The organism is Bradyrhizobium iriomotense (assembly GCF_018129405.1).
In the GTDB taxonomy this organism is placed as follows: Bacteria; Pseudomonadota; Alphaproteobacteria; order Rhizobiales; family Xanthobacteraceae; genus Bradyrhizobium; species Bradyrhizobium iriomotense_B.
In genome coordinates this window covers 1-18,242 of sequence record NZ_JAFCLP010000042.1, presented here as the reverse complement: position 1 = coordinate 18,242, position 18,242 = coordinate 1, and the positions used below count along the sequence as shown (strand labels likewise).

Genomic DNA, 18,242 nt, shown 5'->3' with positions numbered 1-18,242 from the left:
AGAAAGTGTCCACGATGTCTCCGAACACCCGTCCACCATCTCCCCGGTCTGAACAGTGGGAGAGGGTGGCTCGCCGCGATAGCGGCGAGACGGGTGAGGGGTTCTCTCCCCACACATCGCCGTCAAAGACGTTCGCGGATAGAACCCCTCATCCGGCGCTTCGCGCCACCTTCTCCCACAAGGGGAGAAGGGGCAACGTCGCTCGTGGCTACTTCATCTTGCACTTGTCGTGGAAACGATCCTGGTCGTTCTCCACGATGGTGGCGACGGTCTTCAGCGCGAGCTGGCCTTCGGCGTCCTTGACCACGTCCTGCAGGTAGAAATTCTGGATCGGGATGTGGTTGTTGCCGTACTTGAACGGGCCGCGCACCGATTTGAAGTTCACCTTCTCCATCTCGGCCTTCATCTCGTCCTTCTTGGAGGTGTCGCCCTTCACCGCGACGACGGCGCTGTTGATCAGGTTCGCGGCGTCATAGGACTGCGCGCCGTAGAAGGTCGGGCGCAGGCCGGTATACTTCTTGCGGTAGTCGGCAACGAACTTCTTGTTCTCGTCATTGGGCAGGTCGTTGACCCATTGCTGCGCGCCGGGCACGCCGAGCGCGTTGTCCTTCTGCAGCGGCAGCGACAATTCGTCGATCGTGAAGGCCGTATAGAGCGGGATCTGCTGCTTGATGCCGGCCTGCGCATACTGGTTCAGGAACTGGACGCCGGCCGCGCCCGGATAGAACACGAAGATCGACTCGGCCTTGGAGTTCTTGGCCTTGGTGAGCTCGGCGGAGAAGTCCAGCTGGCTCGGCCACACCGTATATTCCTCGCCGACCACCTCGCCCTTGAAGGTGCTCTTGACGCCGGCCAGCATGTCCTTGCCGGCCGCGTAGTTCGGGCCGATCAGGAATACGGACTTGACGCCCTTCTGGTTCATGTAGGTGCCGACCGCCTGCGGGGTCTGGTCGTTCTGCCACGAGGTCGAGAACACGTAGGGCGAGCACAATTCGCCGGCGAGCTGCGACGGGCCGGCATTGGCCGAGATCAGGAATGTCTTGGAGTCGACGGCGGTCTTGAGCGAGGCCAAGAGGACGTTCGACCAGATATAGCCGACGATGAAATCGACCTTGTCGGACTGCACCAGCTTCTCGGTCTTCTGCTTGCCGACATCGGGCTTCTGCCCGTCGTCCTCGTAGATCACCTCGACCGGCTTGCCGCCCATCTTGCGGCCGAGATGGTCGAGCGCGAGCTCGAAGGAGTTGCGCATGTCGTTGCCGATCACGGCGGTCGGGCCGCTGAAGGTCGAGACGAAACCGATCTTGATGGTGTCGCCGGCAAATGCCGGGCTCGCCAGCACCAGCGCCGCCGCGCCCGCCAGCCAGAATGACGTCCTCATAACCACTCCCCTCCTTTATTATTGGTCCCGGAAACGGGGTGATCGCCGCCCCGGGCCTGTCTCTATTGAACGCAAAATCTGTCGAGCCGCCAATGGCTCAGCGCCTGCCCCGGCACCATATTTCGCCCCAATCGGCGATGGCAAGAAATATAATGCTACTTACTTCGGCCAAGGCCGGGTCAAGCCTGCGGCGCTTTTTCACGGCGGATCGATACACCCCGCCTATGCCGCGATTGATGACGACTATTGGACCGCGACGCCCGATCCGCACTTAAATGAAGATGAGAAGCAGCGAGATTCGAGGGTGCATCATGACCGCAAATCCCCATCGCGTCGTTATCGTCGGCGCCGGCTTCGGCGGGCTGGAGGCGACTTACCGACTTGCGGGCGCCCCGGTCGAGATCACGCTGATCGACCGCCGCAACCACCATCTATTTCAGCCGCTGCTCTACCAGGTCGCGACCGCATCGCTCGCCACCAGCGAGATCGCCTGGCCGATCCGCCATCTCATGCGCGACCGGCGCGAGGTGACGACGCTGTTTGCGACGGTCAGCGGCGTCGATACCGAGCGGCGCTGCGTGCTGATCGACGACGGCAGCGAGGTGCCTTACGACACGCTGGTGCTCGCAACCGGCGCGCGGCACGCCTATTTCGGCCATGACGAGTGGGAGCAGTTCGCGCCTGGCCTGAAGACTTTGGAGGACGGAACCACGCTGCGCCGCCATATCCTGGTGGCCTTCGAGCGCGCCGAGCGCGAGACCGATCCGGCGAAACGCGCGGCGCGCCTGACCTTTGTCATCGTCGGCGCCGGCCCGACCGGCGTCGAGCTCGCCGGCACCATCGCCGAGATGGCGCATCACACCTTGCCCGGCGATTTCCGCAACATCGACACGACCAAGGCCCGCGTGGTGCTGATCGAGGCCGGGCCGCGCGTGCTCGCAGGCTTCGCCGACGATCTCTCAGCTTACGCGCAGGCCTCGCTGGAAAAGATCGGCGTGGAGGTCGTGCTCGGGCAGCCCGTCACCGAGATCAATCGTGAGGGCGTCGTGTTCGGCGGCAAGCTGCTCGAGGCGAAGACAAGAATCTGGGCCGCCGGCGTGCGTGCCTCGCCCGCCGCCGAATGGCTGGGCGCACCGAGCGATCGCGCCGGGCGCGTGCAGGTCGAGGATGATCTCACGATTCCCGGTCATCCCGAGATCTTTGCGATCGGCGACACCGTCAGCATCAACGCCTGGGACGGCAAGCCGGTGCCGGGCATCGCACCGGCGGCCAAGCAGCAAGGACGCCATGTCGCCGAGACCATCAAGGCGCGGTTGCGCGGCGCATCGGCGGGCCCGTTCCGCTACAAGCATGCCGGCAGCCTTGCGCAGATCGGCAAGCGGCTCGCGGTGATCGACTTCGGCAAGGTCAAGCTGCGCGGCACCATTGCATGGTGGATCTGGGGCATCGCCCACATCTACTTCCTGATCGGCCTCCGCCACCGCCTCAGCGTCGCCTTGAGCTGGCTCTGGATCTACGCGCGGGATCAGCGTGCGGCGCGGCTGATCACGCAGGGGTCAAGCAAGGTGGTGTAAGCTTCCTTCTCCCCTTGTGGGAGAAGGTGGCGCGAAGCGCCGGATGAGGGGTCTCTCTCCACTTGCAAGACCATTGGTGACGAGAGAGACCCCTCACCCGGCTTCGCTTCGCGAAGCCACCCTCTCCCACAAGGGGGCCCACAAGGGGAGAGGGTGCAGCAGTGCTCGCCGCTACATTCACTTCACCAGCTCGCACCCGCCTTCCGCCAGCGGCCGGAATGCCTGGTCCGCAGGAATCGTCGAGACCAGCTTGTAATAGTCGTACGGATATTTCGACTCTTCCGGCTTCTTCACCTCGAACAGGTACATCGGATGCACGACGCGGCCGTCCTGGCGGATCGTGGTGTCGCCGAACAGCTTGTCCTTGCCCCTGAACTTCTTCATCTCCGGCACGGCGTCCCTGGCATTGTCGCTGCCGGTCGCAGCAACCGCATTGAGATAAGCGAGCGTCGAGGCATAGACGCCGGCCTGGTTGCCGCTCGGCATCTTGCCGTTCATGCCGGGCCGTGCGGCAAAGCGCTTGGCGAAGGCGCGGGTGTCGTCGTTCATGTCCCAGTAGAACGCTTCCATGAGCTGGAGACCCTGCGCAACCTTGATGCCCATGCCGTGGACGTCGTTGATGAAGAGCAGGAAGGCCACGAGCTTCTGGCCGCTCTGCTGGATGCCGAACTCGGCCGCCTGTTTCACCGCATTGATGGTGTCGCCGCCGGCATTGGCAAGGCCGATCACCTGCGCCTTCGAGCTCTGCGCCTGCAGCAGGAAGGACGCGAAATCGGAAGTGCCGAGCGGATGCTTGGAAGAGCCGATCACCTTGCCGCCATGCGACTCGATGTATTTCTGGGCCTCCGCCTCGATACCCTTGCCGAGCGCAAAATCCACGGTGAGGAAATACCAGTCCTTGCCGCCGCGCGAGACCATGGCCGCTGCCGTGGTGTTGCCGGTCGCCCAGGTATCGTTGACCCACTGGATGGTGTTGGGCGAGCAGGCCTTGCCGGTGAGATCGGAGCTTGCCGTCGACGAGGCCAGGAAGGTCATGCGGCTGTCGCGCAGCAGCGTGTTGATGGAGAGGCCGACGGCCGAATTCGGCACGTCGACGATGGCATCGACGCCTTCGACATCGAGCCATTTGCGCGCGATGGCATTGCCGACATCGGCCTTGTTCTGGTGATCGGCATAGACGATCTCGACCTTGATGCCCTTAGCCCCGCCGTTGAAATCCTCCGCCGCCATGCGCGCGGCCTCGACCGAGCCCATGCCGTTGGTGTCCTGGAAGATGCCCGAGATATCGTTGAGCACGCCGATGCGCACGACGTTGTCCGATATCTCGGCATTCGCCGCGCCGGTTACCAGGCTCGCGGCCAGCGCGAGCGTCCACTTCAGATGTTTCATCATTCCCTCCCCTGTGTGTTGGTTGCCGGTCGTTGCCGGCACATCGAAATTCAGACCTGCCGATCCGGCAGACGCAGCACGAGCCCATCGAGTTCGGGCGTGATGTTGATCTGGCAGGACAGCCGGCTGTTCGGCAGCCGCTCGGCGGCGGTGCCGTCGAGCAGCGCGTCCTCGTCGTCGGCTACCGCAGGCAAGCGCGCGAGCCAGCTCTCGTCGACATAGACGTGGCACGTCGCGCACATCGCGTTGCCGCCGCATTCGGCCAAAATGCCGTCGAGGCCGTGACGGGTCGCGGCCTGCATGGCGCTCTCGCCGCCTGAAGTCTCGACGCGGTCGGACTTGCCGTCGGGATGGATGAAGGTGATGGCGGGCATCAAAACTCCTCGTCAGGCCGGGGTAATGGTGACAGGCAGGCTGTCGAGCCCGCGCAGCGTGTTGTTGAAGCGGCGTTTCGGCTCGCCCGTGATCTCGATCTTAGCAATACGGCGCGCCAGCGCCGTCAGCATCACCTCGCCTTCAAGACGGGCGACGAGTTGGCCGACACACATGTGGATGCCGGAGCCGAACCCGACATGGCCGGAGGTGCGGCGGGTGATGTCGTAGCTGTCAGGGCTGTCCCAGCGCCGCGGATCGCGATTGGCGGCGGCGAGGAACATCAGCACCTTTTCGCCCTCGCCGATCCTGGTGCCAGACAGCTCGACCTCGCGCGTGGTGGTGCGGAAGAAGGTCTGCACCGGACTCTCGAACCGCACCGCCTCCTCGAAGGCGCCGCGCGCCAGCGAGAGATCATTGCGCAGGCGCTGCCACTGATCGGGAAAGCGCGCGAGGCAGTACAGGGCCGCACCGATGCCGTTGACGGTGGTATCGAGGCCGGCCGAGAGCAGCGAGCGCACCAATAGCGGCGCCTCGGTGGCCGTGATGGCGCCCTCGTCGACCTGCGCATGAATGCAGGCGCCAAAGCCGCCGGGCGCAAGGTTCTCGCGCTGGCATTGCTCGGCAACATAGGCCTGGTGCGGCATCGAACGTTCGATCGCCTCCTGGCGCAGCTGGTTGGGCGGGCCGAACGCGTTGAACACGACGCTCGCGTAGGGAATCAGATGCTCGCGCCCCTCCGGCTTCAGCCCGAGCGCATCGGGAAAGATCGAGAGCGGGTACGCTTCCGCGAGATCCGTGATCGCATCAAAGCTGCGCTTGTCGATCAGCGCATCCACCCGCTCCTCCGCCGCCGCGGCAAAACGCTCGCGCACCTGCTTCATCACGGTCGGCGACAGCACTTTTGACAGCACCGCCCGGGTGCGGGTGTGCGCCGGGGGATCGGCCTCCAGGATCAGGCTCGGCGGCCGCCACGGCGTCTCCTTCTTGAAATCGGACAGGCCGACGCCGCGGCTGGAGCAGAAGGTGGCGGGATCGTTCAGCACGGCATGGACCTCGGCATAGCGCGCCACGCCATAGACCTTCCATTTGTCGAGATAGACCACCGGGCCCGCCTCCCGCAGCAGCTCATGCGTGGGATAGGGGTCGGCAAAAAACGTCACGTCGAAGGGATCGACGTCGAGATGCGGGACGCCAGATGCGGCGGAGCCGGGTGCGCTCATTGAAGTCCTCCCTTATTTTGATCTTGTGAAAGGGCGGCGCATGCCCTTAGGTCTTTCGGCACGCCGCGAGTCAGAAACCCGATATGCCGCCGTCTTCGACCAGAGCCCGCCAAAAGCCCGCACCCACGGATGCCGGGCCGACGCTCGATCTCGAGCGTTACGTACCGGCGTTCATCACCTTCATCGCCAACAAGCTCTCGAACAGCGCGACCGCGTTCTATCAGAAGCAGTTCGGCGTCAACGTCACGGAATGGCGGATCATGTCTCTGCTGGCGATCGAGCCCGGCATTCCGGCCTCGCGCATCTGCCACGTCATCGGCTTCGACAAGGGGCCCGTGAGCCGGACGCTCGCAGGGCTGGAGAAGCGCGGGCTGATCTCGATCCGCACCGACCCCAACGACGGCCGCACCCATTCGATCGCGCTGACCGCAAAGGGCCGCGCCACGCATGACAAGGTGATCGTGGCTGCCTTCGAGCGCGAGCGGCGGCTGTTGTCCTGCCTGAGCAAGGACGAGCGCGAGGTGCTGATCGACCTGCTCCGCCGGCTGCACGAGAATCTCGGCGCCGTGACGGACAGCAGCTACACCTGACGCGCCGCACCGCGGGTGCGTCGTGCCGGCGTCTTCGGGCATGCGCCCGCATTTGCCCGCGGCACCATTCCTGCCGAGCATTGTTTCCTCCGAGATTGGACGCAGCGGTTCGCCCGCCGTCATCCTCGTCTGGAACGGTTCGCACAAATTAGTTGCTTAGGCAACAAAAGAATCGGCAGGATATTGCGACAGGATGACTGGCTTATTGCCCGTCAGCTCTCGTGTCCCGGACGCGCTGCAGCGTGAAACGCTGCTGCGCAGAGCCGGGACCCATGCAGCCGCGCGCAACAGGATAAGATAGATGGGCCCCGGCTCGGCAGCGCATCACTGCGTGCTGCGCTGCGTCCGGGGCACGAGAGCGAACAACGCTATGCAGTCAACTCAGCTTCGCGCAGCCAACCCACTCCCCCGACGCATTGTCGTTCAGCCGCGCCACGGCCTCCGCACGCCGCGTCAGCACGGCGCGCTGGTTGATGTAGCCCTTGTCGGTGATTTCGCCGCCGTCCACCGACGGCGGCTCGGCGAGCAGCAGCGCGCGCGTGGCATGGCCGGAGGAGTTGGCGCTCTGCTGTTTCAGCTTTGCGAGACCCTGCGCGATCGCGCTGCGAACCTCGGCATGCGCCAGCACATCACCCACGGCCGCCGTCTCGGGCAAGCCGGCATGAGCGCGGCAGGCGGCGATGTTCGGAAACACCAGGAAGCGCACCTCGTCGCCGCCGTGACCCGACACGACGATATCCTGCGCGAGCGGTGCCAGCGCGGCGATGCCGGCAACGCGCAGCGTGCCGACGCTGACCCAGGTGCCGGAATTGAGCTTGAAGTCTTCCGCAACGCGACCGTCGAAGAACAGGCCGCGCTCCGGCCGCGCACTATCGGCAAGCTTCACCGCATCGCCGATGAGATAAAACCCCTCCTCGTCGAACGCCTGCTTCGTGAGCTCGGGCGCCTTCCAATAGCCCGGCGTGACATTGGGGCCGCGCACGCGCACCTCCAGCTTGTCGCCTGACCTAACGAGCTTCAATTCGGTGCCGGGAATCGGCACGCCGATATTGCCGGAGCGTTCGGCAAGGAAATGGCAGTCGGCCGCGAGCGGCGAGGTCTCGGTCGATCCCCAGGCCGAGACCATCGGCAACGCGCGGCCGACGGTCTCGACGGAGAGCTGCTCGAGCGCGTCCCAGAGATTCTGTGGGAGCGCCGCGCCGGCATAGAAGGCGAATTTCACCTCGCTGAAGAAGCGGCGGCGCAGCTCCTCGTCACCGCGCAGCGCCGCGATCAGCATGTCGAATCCGCGCGGCACGTTGAAATAGACCGTCGGCATCACGCTTTTCAGATTGGCGAGCGAGGTCGCGAACAGGCCGGGCGCGGGCTTGCCGCCGTCGATATAGAGCGAGCCGCCATTGCGCAGCACGAGATTGAAATTGTGATTGGCGCCGAACGTGTGGCTCCAGGGCAGCCAGTCGAGGATGACGAGATCGCCGCGCGCCTGCTCGAGAAAGGTCCAGGTCTGCGCCTTGGCCTGCTGGCTCGAGGTCAGCATGCGCTGGGTGTTGATGACGGCTTTCGGCGTGCCGGTCGAGCCCGAGGTGAACAGGAATTTTGCGATCGTATCAGGCGTGAGCGCAGCGAAGGCTTTTGCGACCTCCGGACGTTCCGGCGTTGCCGCAACGGTGCGGAACGCGAGCACCTCGGCATCATCGGCATTGCCGCTGATGATCTGCGCATTGTGCAGCGGCTTGATCGCGGCGAGCGCCGCCGCAAATGGCTTTGCAGCGGACACGTAGATCGCACCGGGCTCGAGCAGCGCGATCATGCTCTTGAGCTTGTCAAAATCCTTCGACATCAGCGAATAGGCCGGCGAGATCGCCGCCGAGGGCACGCCGACATGCTGGGCGGCGAGCGCGAGCAGCGCGTGGTCGATGCTGTTGTCGGAGAGGATCGCGAGCGGGCGCTCCGCGCTGAGGCCCTGCGCGAGAATCCACGACGCCGCCCCGCGCACCTGCCGCAGCGCCTGCGCGTAGGTGACGGTGGTCCACGGCGCTTCAGGATTGCCGCGCTCGGCGAGAAATATCTTGTCGGGCGTCTGCCGCGCAAAATGCTCCAGCCAGTCCCCGATGCAGCGCGCGCTTTCGCGCAAGGGTTCCGGCGAGCGCAACACGATGCTGCCGTCGGCACGATGCTCGGCGACGGTTTTCGGCACTGCGAACAGATCTGACGTGTCACCGCGTGGGGCGGCTGTCATGTGTTTCCTCCTCGCCCGGAAGCCCGGGTCGGCCGCAGCCTCGTTCCGGACCGCTTTGACCATAATGTTGGGCACGCCAATTGTTGTCGTCAACAACAATCTTCCACTGTGGCCGTCGAGGCGCTAGGGTCGCGCCGCAGGAGACACAATGTGACAGCCCGCGCAGCCCAGACCTCCCCACGCAAACGCGCCGGCAACGGTGCAGCGCGACAACACGACGCGGACGAGATCGGCCTCGACGCCCTGGTCGGACACGCCGGCTATGCGGTGCGGCGCTTCCAGATCTGGATTTTCCAGGACTTCATCAGGACGCTGGGCGATGTCGATATCCGGCCGACGCAATATTCGGTGCTGACGGTGATCGGCGCCAATCCCGGCCTGTCGCAGATGGCGGTGGCAAAGCGCCTCGGCATCGAGCGCGCCCGCCTGGTGCATCTGCTCGACAGCCTCGAGCAGCGCAAGCTCGTGAAGCGGGTCAAGTCGAAAGAGGACCGGCGCTCGCACGCGCTGCACCTCACCGCGCAGGGCGAGACAGCGCTGGCGAAGTTCAAGCGTCTCGCCGCCGAGCACGAGCGGAATGTCGAGGCCAAGATCGGCAGGGAGAACCGGGAGCAGCTGCTTCGTATCCTCGCGGGCTTCACCTGATCCAGCTGCCTAGGATTTGGGCAGATGCCCGCAGGCGGGCGTAACCCGCCCGATCGACGAAATGTCCCCCAAGCTACTGATCCCTCGATAATATCCGGCACACGCGCCGTGCCCGGATTCTGTACACAATGGCACATCGCTTGCTTCAATCCGGGTGAGACCTGTTGCCGGAGTTTGGACGCCATGGGGGCTGAGCAGCCTGAAACGATCGCCGCGATTGTGGCCGCGCATCGCGCGGGCGCGATGACGCCGGCAGAGACGATCGCGCGGAGCTATCAGCGCATCCGCGACTACAGCGATCCCGCCGTCTTCATCAGCCTGCGCGACGAGAAGGACGCGATCGCGGAGGCCGAAAAGCTCGCCGCCCGCGCGGATGCCGCCAGCCTGCCGCTCTACGGCGTGCCGGTCGCGGTGAAGGACAATATCGACGCGCTGGGCTTTCCGACCACCGCCGCCTGTCCCGCCTTCTCCTACACCCCGACGCATGACTCCACCGCCGTGGAGCGCCTGCGCGCCGCGGGGGCCATCATCATCGGCAAGACCAATCTCGACCAGTTCGCAACCGGCCTCGTCGGTGTGCGCTCGCCCTACGGCATCCCCCGCAACTCGATCCGCGAGGATCTGATTCCCGGCGGATCGAGCTCGGGATCGGCGACCGCCGTCGGTGCCGGCCTCGTCCCGCTGTCGCTTGGCACCGACACTGCCGGCTCAGGCCGCGTGCCGGCGATGCTCAACAACATCGTCGGGCTGAAGCCGAGCCTCGGCATGATCTCGACCGCGGGCCTGGTGCCGGCCTGCCGCACGCTCGACTGCATCTCGGTGTTCGCTTTGACGGTGGACGACGCCGCACTCGCCCTGTCCGTGATAGCCGGCCCCGACCAGGCCGATCCGTTCTCGCGCGACCGGCCGCTTGGCCCGCTCACGCAATTCCCCGCAAATCTGCGCCTCGGCGTGCCCCGCAACGGACAGCTGATCTTCTTCGGCGACAGGAAAGCGGAGGCTGGCTATGCCGATGCGCTGAAGCGCTGGACCGCGCTTGGGGCCACGCTGGTCGAGTTCGACCTCGAGCCGTTCTACGAGACAGCGCGGCTGCTGTATGAAGGTCCCTGGGTCGCCGAGCGCTATCTCGTGATCAAGAATCTGCTGGCGTCGGCGCCTGACGCAATCCATTCGGTCACGCGCGAGATCACTGCGGCTAGCGCGCGGCTCACCGCGGCCGAAACCTTCTCGGCGCTCTACCGCCTGCAGGGCCTGCGCAAGATCGCCGAGCGCACGTTTGCAAACATCGACGCGCTGGTGCTGCCGACCGCCCCGACGGCCTATACGACCGCGCAGGTGCTCGCCAATCCGATCGAGCTCAACAGCCGGCTCGGCACCTACACCAACTTTGTGAACCTGCTCGACCTCTGCGGCCTCGCCGTGCCGGCCTCGATGCGCAGCGACGGCGTTCCGTTCGGCATCACGCTGCTTGCGCCCGCAGGACGCGATGCGCTGCTTGCGAGCATCGGCCGCGTGTTCCATGCCGACACGAAGCTGACCGTTGGCGCGAAGGGCGTGGCGCAGGCTCCGCTCGCGCCGCTCCCTGCCAGCAGCGACGACGAGATTCCGATCGCGGTCGTCGGAGCGCATCTCTCCGGCATGGCGCTGAACGGCGAGTTGAAGGCGCTGAACGCACGCCTGATCGAGGCAGCCAGGACGTCGGCCGATTACAAGCTCTACGCGCTCCCGACGACGCCGCCGAAGCCGGGCATGCTGCGCGTCGAGGCCGGCAAAGGCGCCGCGATCGAGCTGGAGATCTGGTCGCTCTCGTCGTCCGCCTTCGGCAAGTTCGTCAACGCGATTCCCGCACCGATGGCGATCGGCACGATCAGACTCGCGGATGGCCGCAGCGTGAAGGGCTTTCTCGTCGAGCCGGAGGTGCTGGGCGAGGCGCGGGACATCACGAGCTATGGCGGTTGGCGGAAGTACATGGCGGAAGCTGCGACAGAGTAGGTCTCGTAGGGTGGGCAAAGCGAAGCGTGCCCACCATCACCCTCAGTTTGGATGAATGGTGGGCACGGCGCTTTGCGCCTTTGCCCACCCTACGGCACCGAGTGCGCGGACCTACACCGACACCGCGTAGATCTCATACTCCCCGCGCACCAGCTCGATATGCGCGCGCATGGCGGCGGCGGCGCCCTGCTTGTCGCCGCGCATGATGGCGACGACGACGCGGTCGTGCTCGGCCTGCGATTTGGCGAGACGGCCGAGATTGCGGAACTGGGCGCGGCGGAACGGCTGCACGCGCACGCGCGTCGCCAGCGTGATCTCGGCGATGTAGCCGTTCTGCGATCCCGCATAGATCGTGTTGTGGAAGCGCTCGTTGACCTCGTGGAAGCGCTCGGGATTGCCGGCGTAGCTCAGCAGCCGCAGCTCTTCGTGGACGGCCTCGAGCGCATGGCGCTCTGCAGGGGACATCCGCTCGGCGGCAAGGCCGGCGCATAGCGCCTCTAGCTCGGCCATCGCCTCGAACATGCTCTTCAGCCGGTCGATCGAGGGCTGCGCCACCACCGCGCCGCGATGAGGCCGCGCCTCGACGAGGCCGCTCGCCACCAGTTGCCGCAGCGCCTCACGCACCGGCGTTCGCGACACGCTGAAGCGCCGCGCGATGTCGGTCTCGTCCAGCGGCGAGCCCGGCGCCAGGGTTCCGCGCACGATCTCATCGGCAAGCTGAAGACGCAGCTCCTCGGCGCGCGTGACCTTCTGCACCGACGGCAGTGCCCGGTCGACGCGGGGCACCACCGGCTCGGCCGGCAGTGTCCCGGGCGGAAGATCGTCAAGCGTCATTCGGTCAGGTCTCTTTCGGCTCGTCGATGATGCTGACATGAGCCGCGACGACGCGCCAGCCCTCCGGGAAGCGAATCCACGTCTGCATCTGCCGGCCGACCTTGCCGGGCGCCGTGTCGCGATAGAACAAGGTGGAGGCGACGGCCGTGTCGCGGCCGTAGCTGCTGATGACGGTCTTGGCAGTGCGGCGGTTCAGCCCGACCGGAGAGCGACCAGCACGAAAACCGGAGATCGCCTCATAGCCGTAAAGGTTCTCGCCGATGCCGTAGCGCAGGGTGCGGGGATCGTTGCGGAACAGCTCGCCGAGCACGGCGACGTCGTTGCTGATGAGGGCCTGCTCATAGCGCTCGAACGCGGCTTTGACTTCCGCGATCACCTCGGGGAGATCGATCTCCATTTCAGAATCCTCTCGGCGCAGGCGCGGCGACGACGCCCATCTGTTCCAACGCATAGGCGACGCGAAGCGCAACGTCCTCCCGCCAGGGCGCGGCGATGATCTGCACCCCGATCGGCAGCGGCTCGAGCGGCACCGGGACGGCGACGACAGGCAGGCCGATGAAGGAGATCGGCTGGGTGTGGATGCCGATATTGGCGCGCACCGGCAACTCGACGCCGTCGAGATTGAAATTCACCTGGCCGAGTTTTGGTGCGGTGCAGGGCGTTGCAGGTGCAATCAGCACGTCGACCGACCTGAAGATCTCGGCGAGCTGGGCCCGATACCAGCGCCGGAATTTCTGCGCGCGGTCGACCAGCGCTGCCGGCACCATCGCGCCCGCGATCAGCCGGTCGCGCACGGCGGGATCGAAATCGTTCGGGCGCTTGCGCAGGCGGTCGAGATGCAGCGAGGCACCTTCGGTGGTGGTGATGACGTAAGCCGCCGCGCGGGCGCGCGAGGCTTCGGGGACATCGATCACTTGCGTCGCGCCGAGCGCCTTGGCGACACGGCCGACGGCTTCGACCGCTTCCGGAAACACGTTCTTCTGGAAATGCCCGCCGGCGATCCCGACGCGCAGGCCCGATATGGACTCAGCTAACAGCGGCGTGACGGGCTCTAACCCACGCGTCGTGCAGGCGCCGTCGTCGGCGTCCGGCCCCTGCATCACGTCATAGGCGAGCGCGAGATCGGTGACCGAGCGCGCGAACGGGCCGAGATGATCGAGGCTTGCCACGAACGGGAACGAGCGCGCACGCGAGAGCCGGCCATAGGTCGGCTTCAGGCCAAAGATGCCGCAGAACGAGGACGGCACGCGGATCGAACCGTTGGTGTCCGAGCCGAGCGCGATCGGCACCAGCGCGCCGCCGACGGCGCTGCCCGAGCCGCCGGAGGAGCCGCCGCTCATCCGCGTGGTGTCATGCGGATTGCGCGAGGGGCCGTCATGGATGTTCTCGCCGGTGAAGTCGTAGGCGTATTCGCCCATGTTGAGCGCGCCGACGAGGACGGCGCCGGCGGCTTCCATCCGCTCGATCAAGGTCGCGTCGCGCCTGGCCGGCGCAAGGTCGCGGTTGATCTTCGAGCCGGCGCGCGTCGAGAGGCCCGCGACGTCAAAGAGGTTCTTAACCGCAAAGGGCACGCCGGCGAGCGGGCCGGCTTTCTTGCCCGCGGCGATGTCTGCATCGATCGCGCGCGCTTTCGCGCGGGCGCGATCGGCGGTGACGTCGGTGAAGGAATTGAGAATGCCGTCGTGCTGCTTGATGCGCGCAAGCGCAGCGTCGGTGGCGGCGAGCGCGGACAATTGGCCGCCGGCCACCGCTTTCGCGATGTCGGCCGCGTTCATCTCTGGCTTGGCGGTCATGACGGCGTCAGGCGGTGAAGATCGGCGCCGGCTCGGTCTCGTCCGGCAGCGCGAATTCATCGACGAGGCGGCCAAGGCGCAACGAGACTTCGAGGTTGGCGCGGACCGCCGGCCTCCAGGCTTCCTCGACCGGCAGCGCCAGCGCTTTCGATACGGCGTCGATATAGTCGTCCAGCGGCTCGGCCATCACGCTCCCAAACAATCAGTGCACTCTCAGTGTACCTGCAACGGCGGATGCGGGATCGCCGTCAGCAGCTCCTTGGTGTAGTCATCCTTGGGATCGCTGAGGACCTGCTCGGAAGAGCCTTCCTCGACGATTCGACCGGTCCGCATCACAATGACACGATCGCACAACAAGCGCACTACATTCAAATCATGCGAGACGAACAGATAGCTCATACCTAGCCGCGCCTTGAGGTCCTGCAGCAGGTTGAGGACCACGGCCTGCACCGAGACGTCCAGCGCCGCGGTCGGCTCGTCCAGGATCACGAGCTTCGGATGCAGGGCGATGGCACGGGCGATGCCGACGCGGGCCTTCTGGCCGCCGGACAATTGATGCGGGAAGCGGTCGAGCAGATTATGCGGCAGGCCGACCATGGTGGCCAGCTCCTCGCAGCGGGCGCGGAGCGCGTCGCGTCCCCTAATGTCGCCCAGTTGCATGATCGGGTCGGCGATGGCGCGCGCGGCGGTGAAGCGCGGGTTGAGGCTGTCGGTCGGATCCTGGAACACCATCTGGATGCGGCTGCGCTGCGGCAGCCGGGCAAAAGCTGACGGCGCGATGTCACCGATGTCCTCGCCATCGAACTGGATCAGGCCGGAGGTCTGATCCAGCAGCCGCATCACCATCATCGACGTGGTCGATTTGCCGCAGCCGGATTCGCCGACGAGGCCGACGCTCTCGCCATGACCGATCGAGAAGCTGATGCCGTCGACGGCGCGGAACACGTCCGGCTCCACCGGCGGCTTGCGGCTGAACAATTTTCCCAGCACAGCGGTGGCGCCCTGGCGGGGGTATTCTTTCACGAGCTTTTCGATGCGGAGGAGGGGTTTTGTCTGCTCCCTCTCCCCGCTTGCACCGGTCTGCTCCCTCTCCCCGTCCTTCACGGGGAGAGGGTCGGGGTGAGGGGCTGCTTCCGCGAATTCGACTCGTGGAGAGTCCCCCTCACCCGCCGCGCTTTGCGCGTCGGCCTCTCCCCGCACGCGGGGAGAGGCGAAGGAAGCGCCCTCCTCCTCCGGCAAAAGATCGCGCAAGCTCACCCCAAGCCGCGGCGTCGCGCGCATCAGCTTCTTTGTGTAGGGGTGCTGCGGGTTGGCGAAGATGTCGGCGGCTTTCGCGGTCTCGACCACGCGGCCCTTTTCCATCACGACGACGCGGTCGCAATAGGCCGCCGCAAGGCCGAGATCGTGCGTGATCAGGATGGTCGACATCGCGCGGCGCTTGGTCAGCTCGACGATCAGGTCCATCACCGCTTTCTGGGTGGTGACGTCGAGGCCGGTGGTCGGCTCATCCGCGATGAGGAGCTGCGGATTGCAGGCCAGCGCGAGCGCGATGACGACACGCTGGCACATGCCGCCCGAGAGCTCGAACGGATAGGCGTGATAGCGCTCGCGCGGGCGGGCGATCTTGACCTGCTCCAGCGCCTCGATCGCCTTCTCGCCGTGATCGGCGACCTGGGCCTGCTGCACATGGGTGCGCAGCACGTCCTCGATCTGGTCGCCGACTTTCCGGATCGGGTTCAGCGCCGCACGCGGGTTCTGAAAAATCATCGAGACTTCGCGGCCGCGCAGGTCGCGCATCTGGTCTTCGGTCGCCGCCTTGACGTCGATGCCGGAGAACATCACCGAGCCCTCGGCGATCTTGCCGGCGCGGTCGAGGATGCGCATCACTGCGTAAGAGGTCACCGACTTGCCGGACCCGGACTCGCCGACGATGGCCAGCGTCTCGCCCTTGGCGACGGAGATGTTGACGTGCTGCACCGCCTTCACGATGCCGCGGCGGGTGGTGAATTCGACCGTGAGGTCCTGGACGTCGAGCAGGGGCTGGGCGGTCATCGGCGGCTCCCACTCAAAAAGTGCGAAAACAACCCCATGCACAGTAGAACGGGGTTGATTTCATTGGTGAATTTCGGCCGGAGACTTGACATCACGTCCTCCGCTGGGGGTCGACGATGTCGCGCAGGCCGTCGCCGAGGAGGTTGAAGCAGAACACGGCGATCATCAGGGCAAGGCCGGGGAACAGCGCGATCCACCATTCGCCTGAGACCATGAAGCCCGCGCCTTCCGCGACCATGATGCCCCATTCGGCGGTCGGCGGGCGGACGCCGAGGCCGATGAAGGAGAGGCCGGCGGCGTTGAGGATGGCGTAGCCCATGGTCAGCGACATCTGCACGATCATGATCGGCATGATGTTCGGCAGGATATGCACCAGCAGGATGCGGAATTCGCCGTTGCCTGATAGCCGCGCGGCCTGCACGAAGCCGGCGTTGCGGCGGACATTGGCTTCAGCGCGCGCGACGCGGGCATAGAGCGGGAAGTTCACGATCGCGGTGGCGAGGATGATGTTCTGCACGGTGTTGCCGAGCGCGGCGACGATGCCCATGGCGAGCACGAACAGCGGGAAGGCCATGATGGTGTCGGCGATGCGGCCGACGATGCGATCGGTCCAGCCGCCGAAATAGCCCGCCGCGATGCCGGCGAGGCCGCCCATCAGGAACACCAGCACGACGGAGGCGATCGCGATGAAGGTGTCGAGCCGTGTCGCAACCACGACGCGGCTGAAGATGTCGCGGCCGAGCTGATCGGTGCCGAACCAGTGCGCGGCCGACGGCGGCTTCAACGCCGCGGCGGTGTCGGAGGCCAGCGGATCGTACGGCACGACATAGGGGCCGAAGATCGCGGCGATGAGGATCACGATCAGCAGCGCAAAGGCAAAACCCGTGACCTTGTTCTCGCTGAGAACGTAGCGGGTTTGTTCGAGAACCGCAGTGAGGCCCGACGTTCGCGCGGGACCGACCGGTTCAACAGCAGGCGCAACGGAGCTCATTGTGTCCCCCTACCCTTCCAGCCGCACGCGCGGATCGATTACGCCGTACAAAATGTCGATCACGAGATTGAGCAGCACGTACATGACCGCCATGGTCAGCACAAAGCCCTGCACCGGCGCGAAGTCGGACGAAATCAGCGCTTCCACTGCGTAGGAGCCGATGCCGGGCCAGGCGAACACTTTTTCGACCAGCACGTTGGCGCCGAGCAGGAACGAGAACACCATGCTGAGCGTGGTGATCACGGGCAGCATCGCGTTGCGGAAGGCGTAGGTGACGATGACGGTCGCCGGCGACAGGCCGCTGGCGCGCGCGGTGCGGACGAATTCGGATGCGAGCACCGCCAGCATCGAGGCGCGCGTCATGCGCGCGATCGGCGCCAGCGAGAAGATCGCGAGCGTCGTTGCGGGCAGGATGAGCTGGCTCAGCGCCGAGCGGAAGGCCTCGACATCGCGCGCAATCAGCGTGTCGATCAGGTAGAAGCCGGTGACCGTCGGCGGCGCGCTATAGAACACGTCGAGGCGGCCGAGCGGCGCCGGCGACCAGCCGAGCCGGAAGTAGAAGACATAGACCAGCACGAGGCCGGTGAAGAACACCGGCAGCGAGACGCCGGCTGTCGTCGTGACGCGACATAAATGGTCAACCCATGATCCCGGCCGCGTTGCCGCGAGCACGCCGAGCGGAATAGCGATCGCAATCGACACGAAGAGTCCGAGCAGCGTCAATTCAGCGGAGGCCGGCAGGCGGTTGCGGATCTCGGTCGCGACCGGCTGGCCCGTGGTGAGCGAGTTGCCGAAATCGCCATGGGCGAGATCGTTGGCGTAGCGGAAGAACTGCTCGACCAGCGGCCTGTCGAAACCGAGTTTCTTCCGAATCTGCTCGACGGCTTCTTTCGTCGCGGCGGGGCCGGCGAAATAGGCAGCGGGATCACCGGGCAGCGCGCGCGTCAGCAGGAAGGTGACGATGACGACACCGATCAGCGAGGGGATCGCGAACATCAGGCGCTTGCCGATCATGGTCAGCATGGCAGCCTCCTAACGTGGAAATGAGATCGTGCGGCGCGCTCCGCTGCACTCCCTCTCCCCTTGTGGGTGTTCAGACCGGGGAGATGGTGGACGGGTGTTCGGAGACATCGTGGACACTTTCGACAGCGAAGCAAGGAGGCTGTC

16 protein-coding genes are annotated in these 18,242 nt (G+C 65.6%); 4 read left to right on the top strand and 12 right to left on the bottom strand.

Annotated elements, in window-relative coordinates:
- Positions 1-208 precede the first annotated feature (208 nt).
- The gene (locus JQ592_RS37895; protein WP_211407802.1) at positions 209-1,381 is read right to left on the bottom strand and encodes an ABC transporter substrate-binding protein; all 1,173 of its coding nucleotides are present in this window, start codon (positions 1,379-1,381) and stop codon (positions 209-211) included.
- A 311-nt stretch (positions 1,382-1,692) separates the two neighbouring features.
- On the opposite strand from JQ592_RS37895, the gene JQ592_RS37890 reads away from it, so the two are divergent.
- Positions 1,693-2,955, top strand: a complete 1,263-nt coding sequence (locus tag JQ592_RS37890) for an NAD(P)/FAD-dependent oxidoreductase (RefSeq protein WP_211407801.1) — start codon at positions 1,693-1,695, stop codon at positions 2,953-2,955.
- Between the two features lie 177 nt (positions 2,956-3,132).
- Here JQ592_RS37890 and JQ592_RS37885 read toward each other — a convergent pair whose 3' ends face one another.
- The 3 genes from JQ592_RS37885 to JQ592_RS37875 are packed head-to-tail and all read right to left on the bottom strand — an operon-like array spanning position 3,133 to position 5,939.
- Complete coding sequence (locus JQ592_RS37885) at positions 3,133-4,344, bottom strand: ABC transporter substrate-binding protein (RefSeq protein WP_211407800.1); 1,212 nt, start codon at positions 4,342-4,344, stop codon at positions 3,133-3,135.
- A 50-nt stretch (positions 4,345-4,394) separates the two neighbouring features.
- Entirely contained in the window at positions 4,395-4,718 is a 324-nt protein-coding gene (locus tag JQ592_RS37880) for a 2Fe-2S iron-sulfur cluster-binding protein (RefSeq protein ID WP_211407799.1), read from the bottom strand.
- A 12-nt stretch (positions 4,719-4,730) separates the two neighbouring features.
- On the bottom strand, positions 4,731-5,939 hold the full coding sequence (locus tag JQ592_RS37875; protein WP_211407798.1) for a cytochrome P450: 1,209 nt from the start codon (positions 5,937-5,939) through the stop codon (positions 4,731-4,733).
- A gap of 83 nt (positions 5,940-6,022) precedes the next feature.
- On the opposite strand from JQ592_RS37875, the gene JQ592_RS37870 reads away from it, so the two are divergent.
- Positions 6,023-6,529, top strand: coding sequence for a MarR family winged helix-turn-helix transcriptional regulator (locus JQ592_RS37870; protein ID WP_211407797.1), 507 nt, complete (start codon positions 6,023-6,025; stop codon positions 6,527-6,529).
- Positions 6,530-6,905: 376 nt separating this feature from the next.
- Here JQ592_RS37870 and JQ592_RS37865 read toward each other — a convergent pair whose 3' ends face one another.
- The gene (locus JQ592_RS37865) at positions 6,906-8,768 is read right to left on the bottom strand and encodes a feruloyl-CoA synthase (protein ID WP_211407796.1); all 1,863 of its coding nucleotides are present in this window, start codon (positions 8,766-8,768) and stop codon (positions 6,906-6,908) included.
- 150 nt (positions 8,769-8,918) lie between these two features.
- On the opposite strand from JQ592_RS37865, the gene JQ592_RS37860 reads away from it, so the two are divergent.
- Both JQ592_RS37860 and atzF read left to right on the top strand, forming a co-directional pair.
- On the top strand, positions 8,919-9,413 hold the full coding sequence (locus JQ592_RS37860) for a MarR family winged helix-turn-helix transcriptional regulator (protein ID WP_211407795.1): 495 nt from the start codon (positions 8,919-8,921) through the stop codon (positions 9,411-9,413).
- Positions 9,414-9,596: 183 nt separating this feature from the next.
- Positions 9,597-11,405: an allophanate hydrolase gene (gene atzF / locus JQ592_RS37855; RefSeq protein ID WP_211407794.1), complete on the top strand. Its 1,809-nt coding sequence runs from the start codon at positions 9,597-9,599 to the stop codon at positions 11,403-11,405.
- Positions 11,406-11,516: 111 nt separating this feature from the next.
- Here the strand turns inward: atzF and JQ592_RS37850 are convergent, their stop codons facing one another.
- From JQ592_RS37850 to JQ592_RS37820, 7 genes are all read right to left on the bottom strand, one after another.
- Complete coding sequence (locus JQ592_RS37850) at positions 11,517-12,239, bottom strand: GntR family transcriptional regulator (protein ID WP_211407793.1); 723 nt, start codon at positions 12,237-12,239, stop codon at positions 11,517-11,519.
- Positions 12,240-12,243: 4 nt separating this feature from the next.
- Positions 12,244-12,636, bottom strand: coding sequence for an oxalurate catabolism protein HpxZ (gene hpxZ / locus JQ592_RS37845; protein WP_211407792.1), 393 nt, complete (start codon positions 12,634-12,636; stop codon positions 12,244-12,246).
- A 1-nt stretch (position 12,637) separates the two neighbouring features.
- Positions 12,638-14,032 carry an AtzE family amidohydrolase gene (locus tag JQ592_RS37840; RefSeq protein ID WP_211407791.1) on the bottom strand — a complete coding sequence of 465 codons (1,395 nt, stop codon included), beginning with the start codon at positions 14,030-14,032 and terminating at the stop codon, positions 12,638-12,640.
- Positions 14,033-14,039: 7 nt separating this feature from the next.
- Positions 14,040-14,219, bottom strand: coding sequence for a DUF4089 domain-containing protein (locus JQ592_RS37835; RefSeq protein ID WP_128930863.1), 180 nt, complete (start codon positions 14,217-14,219; stop codon positions 14,040-14,042).
- Positions 14,220-14,245: 26 nt separating this feature from the next.
- Complete coding sequence (locus JQ592_RS37830) at positions 14,246-16,084, bottom strand: dipeptide ABC transporter ATP-binding protein (RefSeq protein ID WP_211407790.1); 1,839 nt, start codon at positions 16,082-16,084, stop codon at positions 14,246-14,248.
- A 91-nt stretch (positions 16,085-16,175) separates the two neighbouring features.
- Positions 16,176-17,075 (bottom strand): ABC transporter permease, encoded by a 900-nt coding sequence (locus JQ592_RS37825; RefSeq protein WP_018644464.1) that lies wholly within the window; start codon positions 17,073-17,075, stop codon positions 16,176-16,178.
- Positions 17,076-17,084: 9 nt separating this feature from the next.
- Positions 17,085-18,098 carry an ABC transporter permease gene (locus JQ592_RS37820; protein ID WP_211407789.1) on the bottom strand — a complete coding sequence of 338 codons (1,014 nt, stop codon included), beginning with the start codon at positions 18,096-18,098 and terminating at the stop codon, positions 17,085-17,087.
- Positions 18,099-18,242: the final 144 nt, after the last annotated feature.

Bases quoted from the DNA above. Each gene is read 5' to 3' on its own strand.
- JQ592_RS37885 (WP_211407800.1), bottom strand. From the start codon at position 4,344: ATGAAACATCTGAAGTGGACGCTCGCGCTGGCCGCGAGCCTGGTAACC.
- JQ592_RS37870 (WP_211407797.1), top strand. From the start codon at position 6,023: ATGCCGCCGTCTTCGACCAGAGCCCGCCAAAAGCCCGCACCCACGGAT.
- JQ592_RS37825 (WP_018644464.1), bottom strand. From the start codon at position 17,075: ATGAGCTCCGTTGCGCCTGCTGTTGAACCGGTCGGTCCCGCGCGAACG.
- JQ592_RS37890 (WP_211407801.1), top strand. From the start codon at position 1,693: ATGACCGCAAATCCCCATCGCGTCGTTATCGTCGGCGCCGGCTTCGGC.
- JQ592_RS37840 (WP_211407791.1), bottom strand. From the start codon at position 14,032: ATGACCGCCAAGCCAGAGATGAACGCGGCCGACATCGCGAAAGCGGTG.
- JQ592_RS37875 (WP_211407798.1), bottom strand. From the start codon at position 5,939: ATGAGCGCACCCGGCTCCGCCGCATCTGGCGTCCCGCATCTCGACGTC.
- hpxZ (WP_211407792.1), bottom strand. From the start codon at position 12,636: ATGGAGATCGATCTCCCCGAGGTGATCGCGGAAGTCAAAGCCGCGTTC.
- JQ592_RS37835 (WP_128930863.1), bottom strand. From the start codon at position 14,219: ATGGCCGAGCCGCTGGACGACTATATCGACGCCGTATCGAAAGCGCTG.
- atzF (WP_211407794.1), top strand. From the start codon at position 9,597: ATGGGGGCTGAGCAGCCTGAAACGATCGCCGCGATTGTGGCCGCGCAT.
- JQ592_RS37895 (WP_211407802.1), bottom strand. From the start codon at position 1,381: ATGAGGACGTCATTCTGGCTGGCGGGCGCGGCGGCGCTGGTGCTGGCG.
- JQ592_RS37880 (WP_211407799.1), bottom strand. From the start codon at position 4,718: ATGCCCGCCATCACCTTCATCCATCCCGACGGCAAGTCCGACCGCGTC.
- JQ592_RS37865 (WP_211407796.1), bottom strand. From the start codon at position 8,768: ATGACAGCCGCCCCACGCGGTGACACGTCAGATCTGTTCGCAGTGCCG.
- JQ592_RS37830 (WP_211407790.1), bottom strand. From the start codon at position 16,084: ATGACCGCCCAGCCCCTGCTCGACGTCCAGGACCTCACGGTCGAATTC.
- JQ592_RS37820 (WP_211407789.1), bottom strand. From the start codon at position 18,098: ATGCTGACCATGATCGGCAAGCGCCTGATGTTCGCGATCCCCTCGCTG.
- JQ592_RS37850 (WP_211407793.1), bottom strand. From the start codon at position 12,239: ATGACGCTTGACGATCTTCCGCCCGGGACACTGCCGGCCGAGCCGGTG.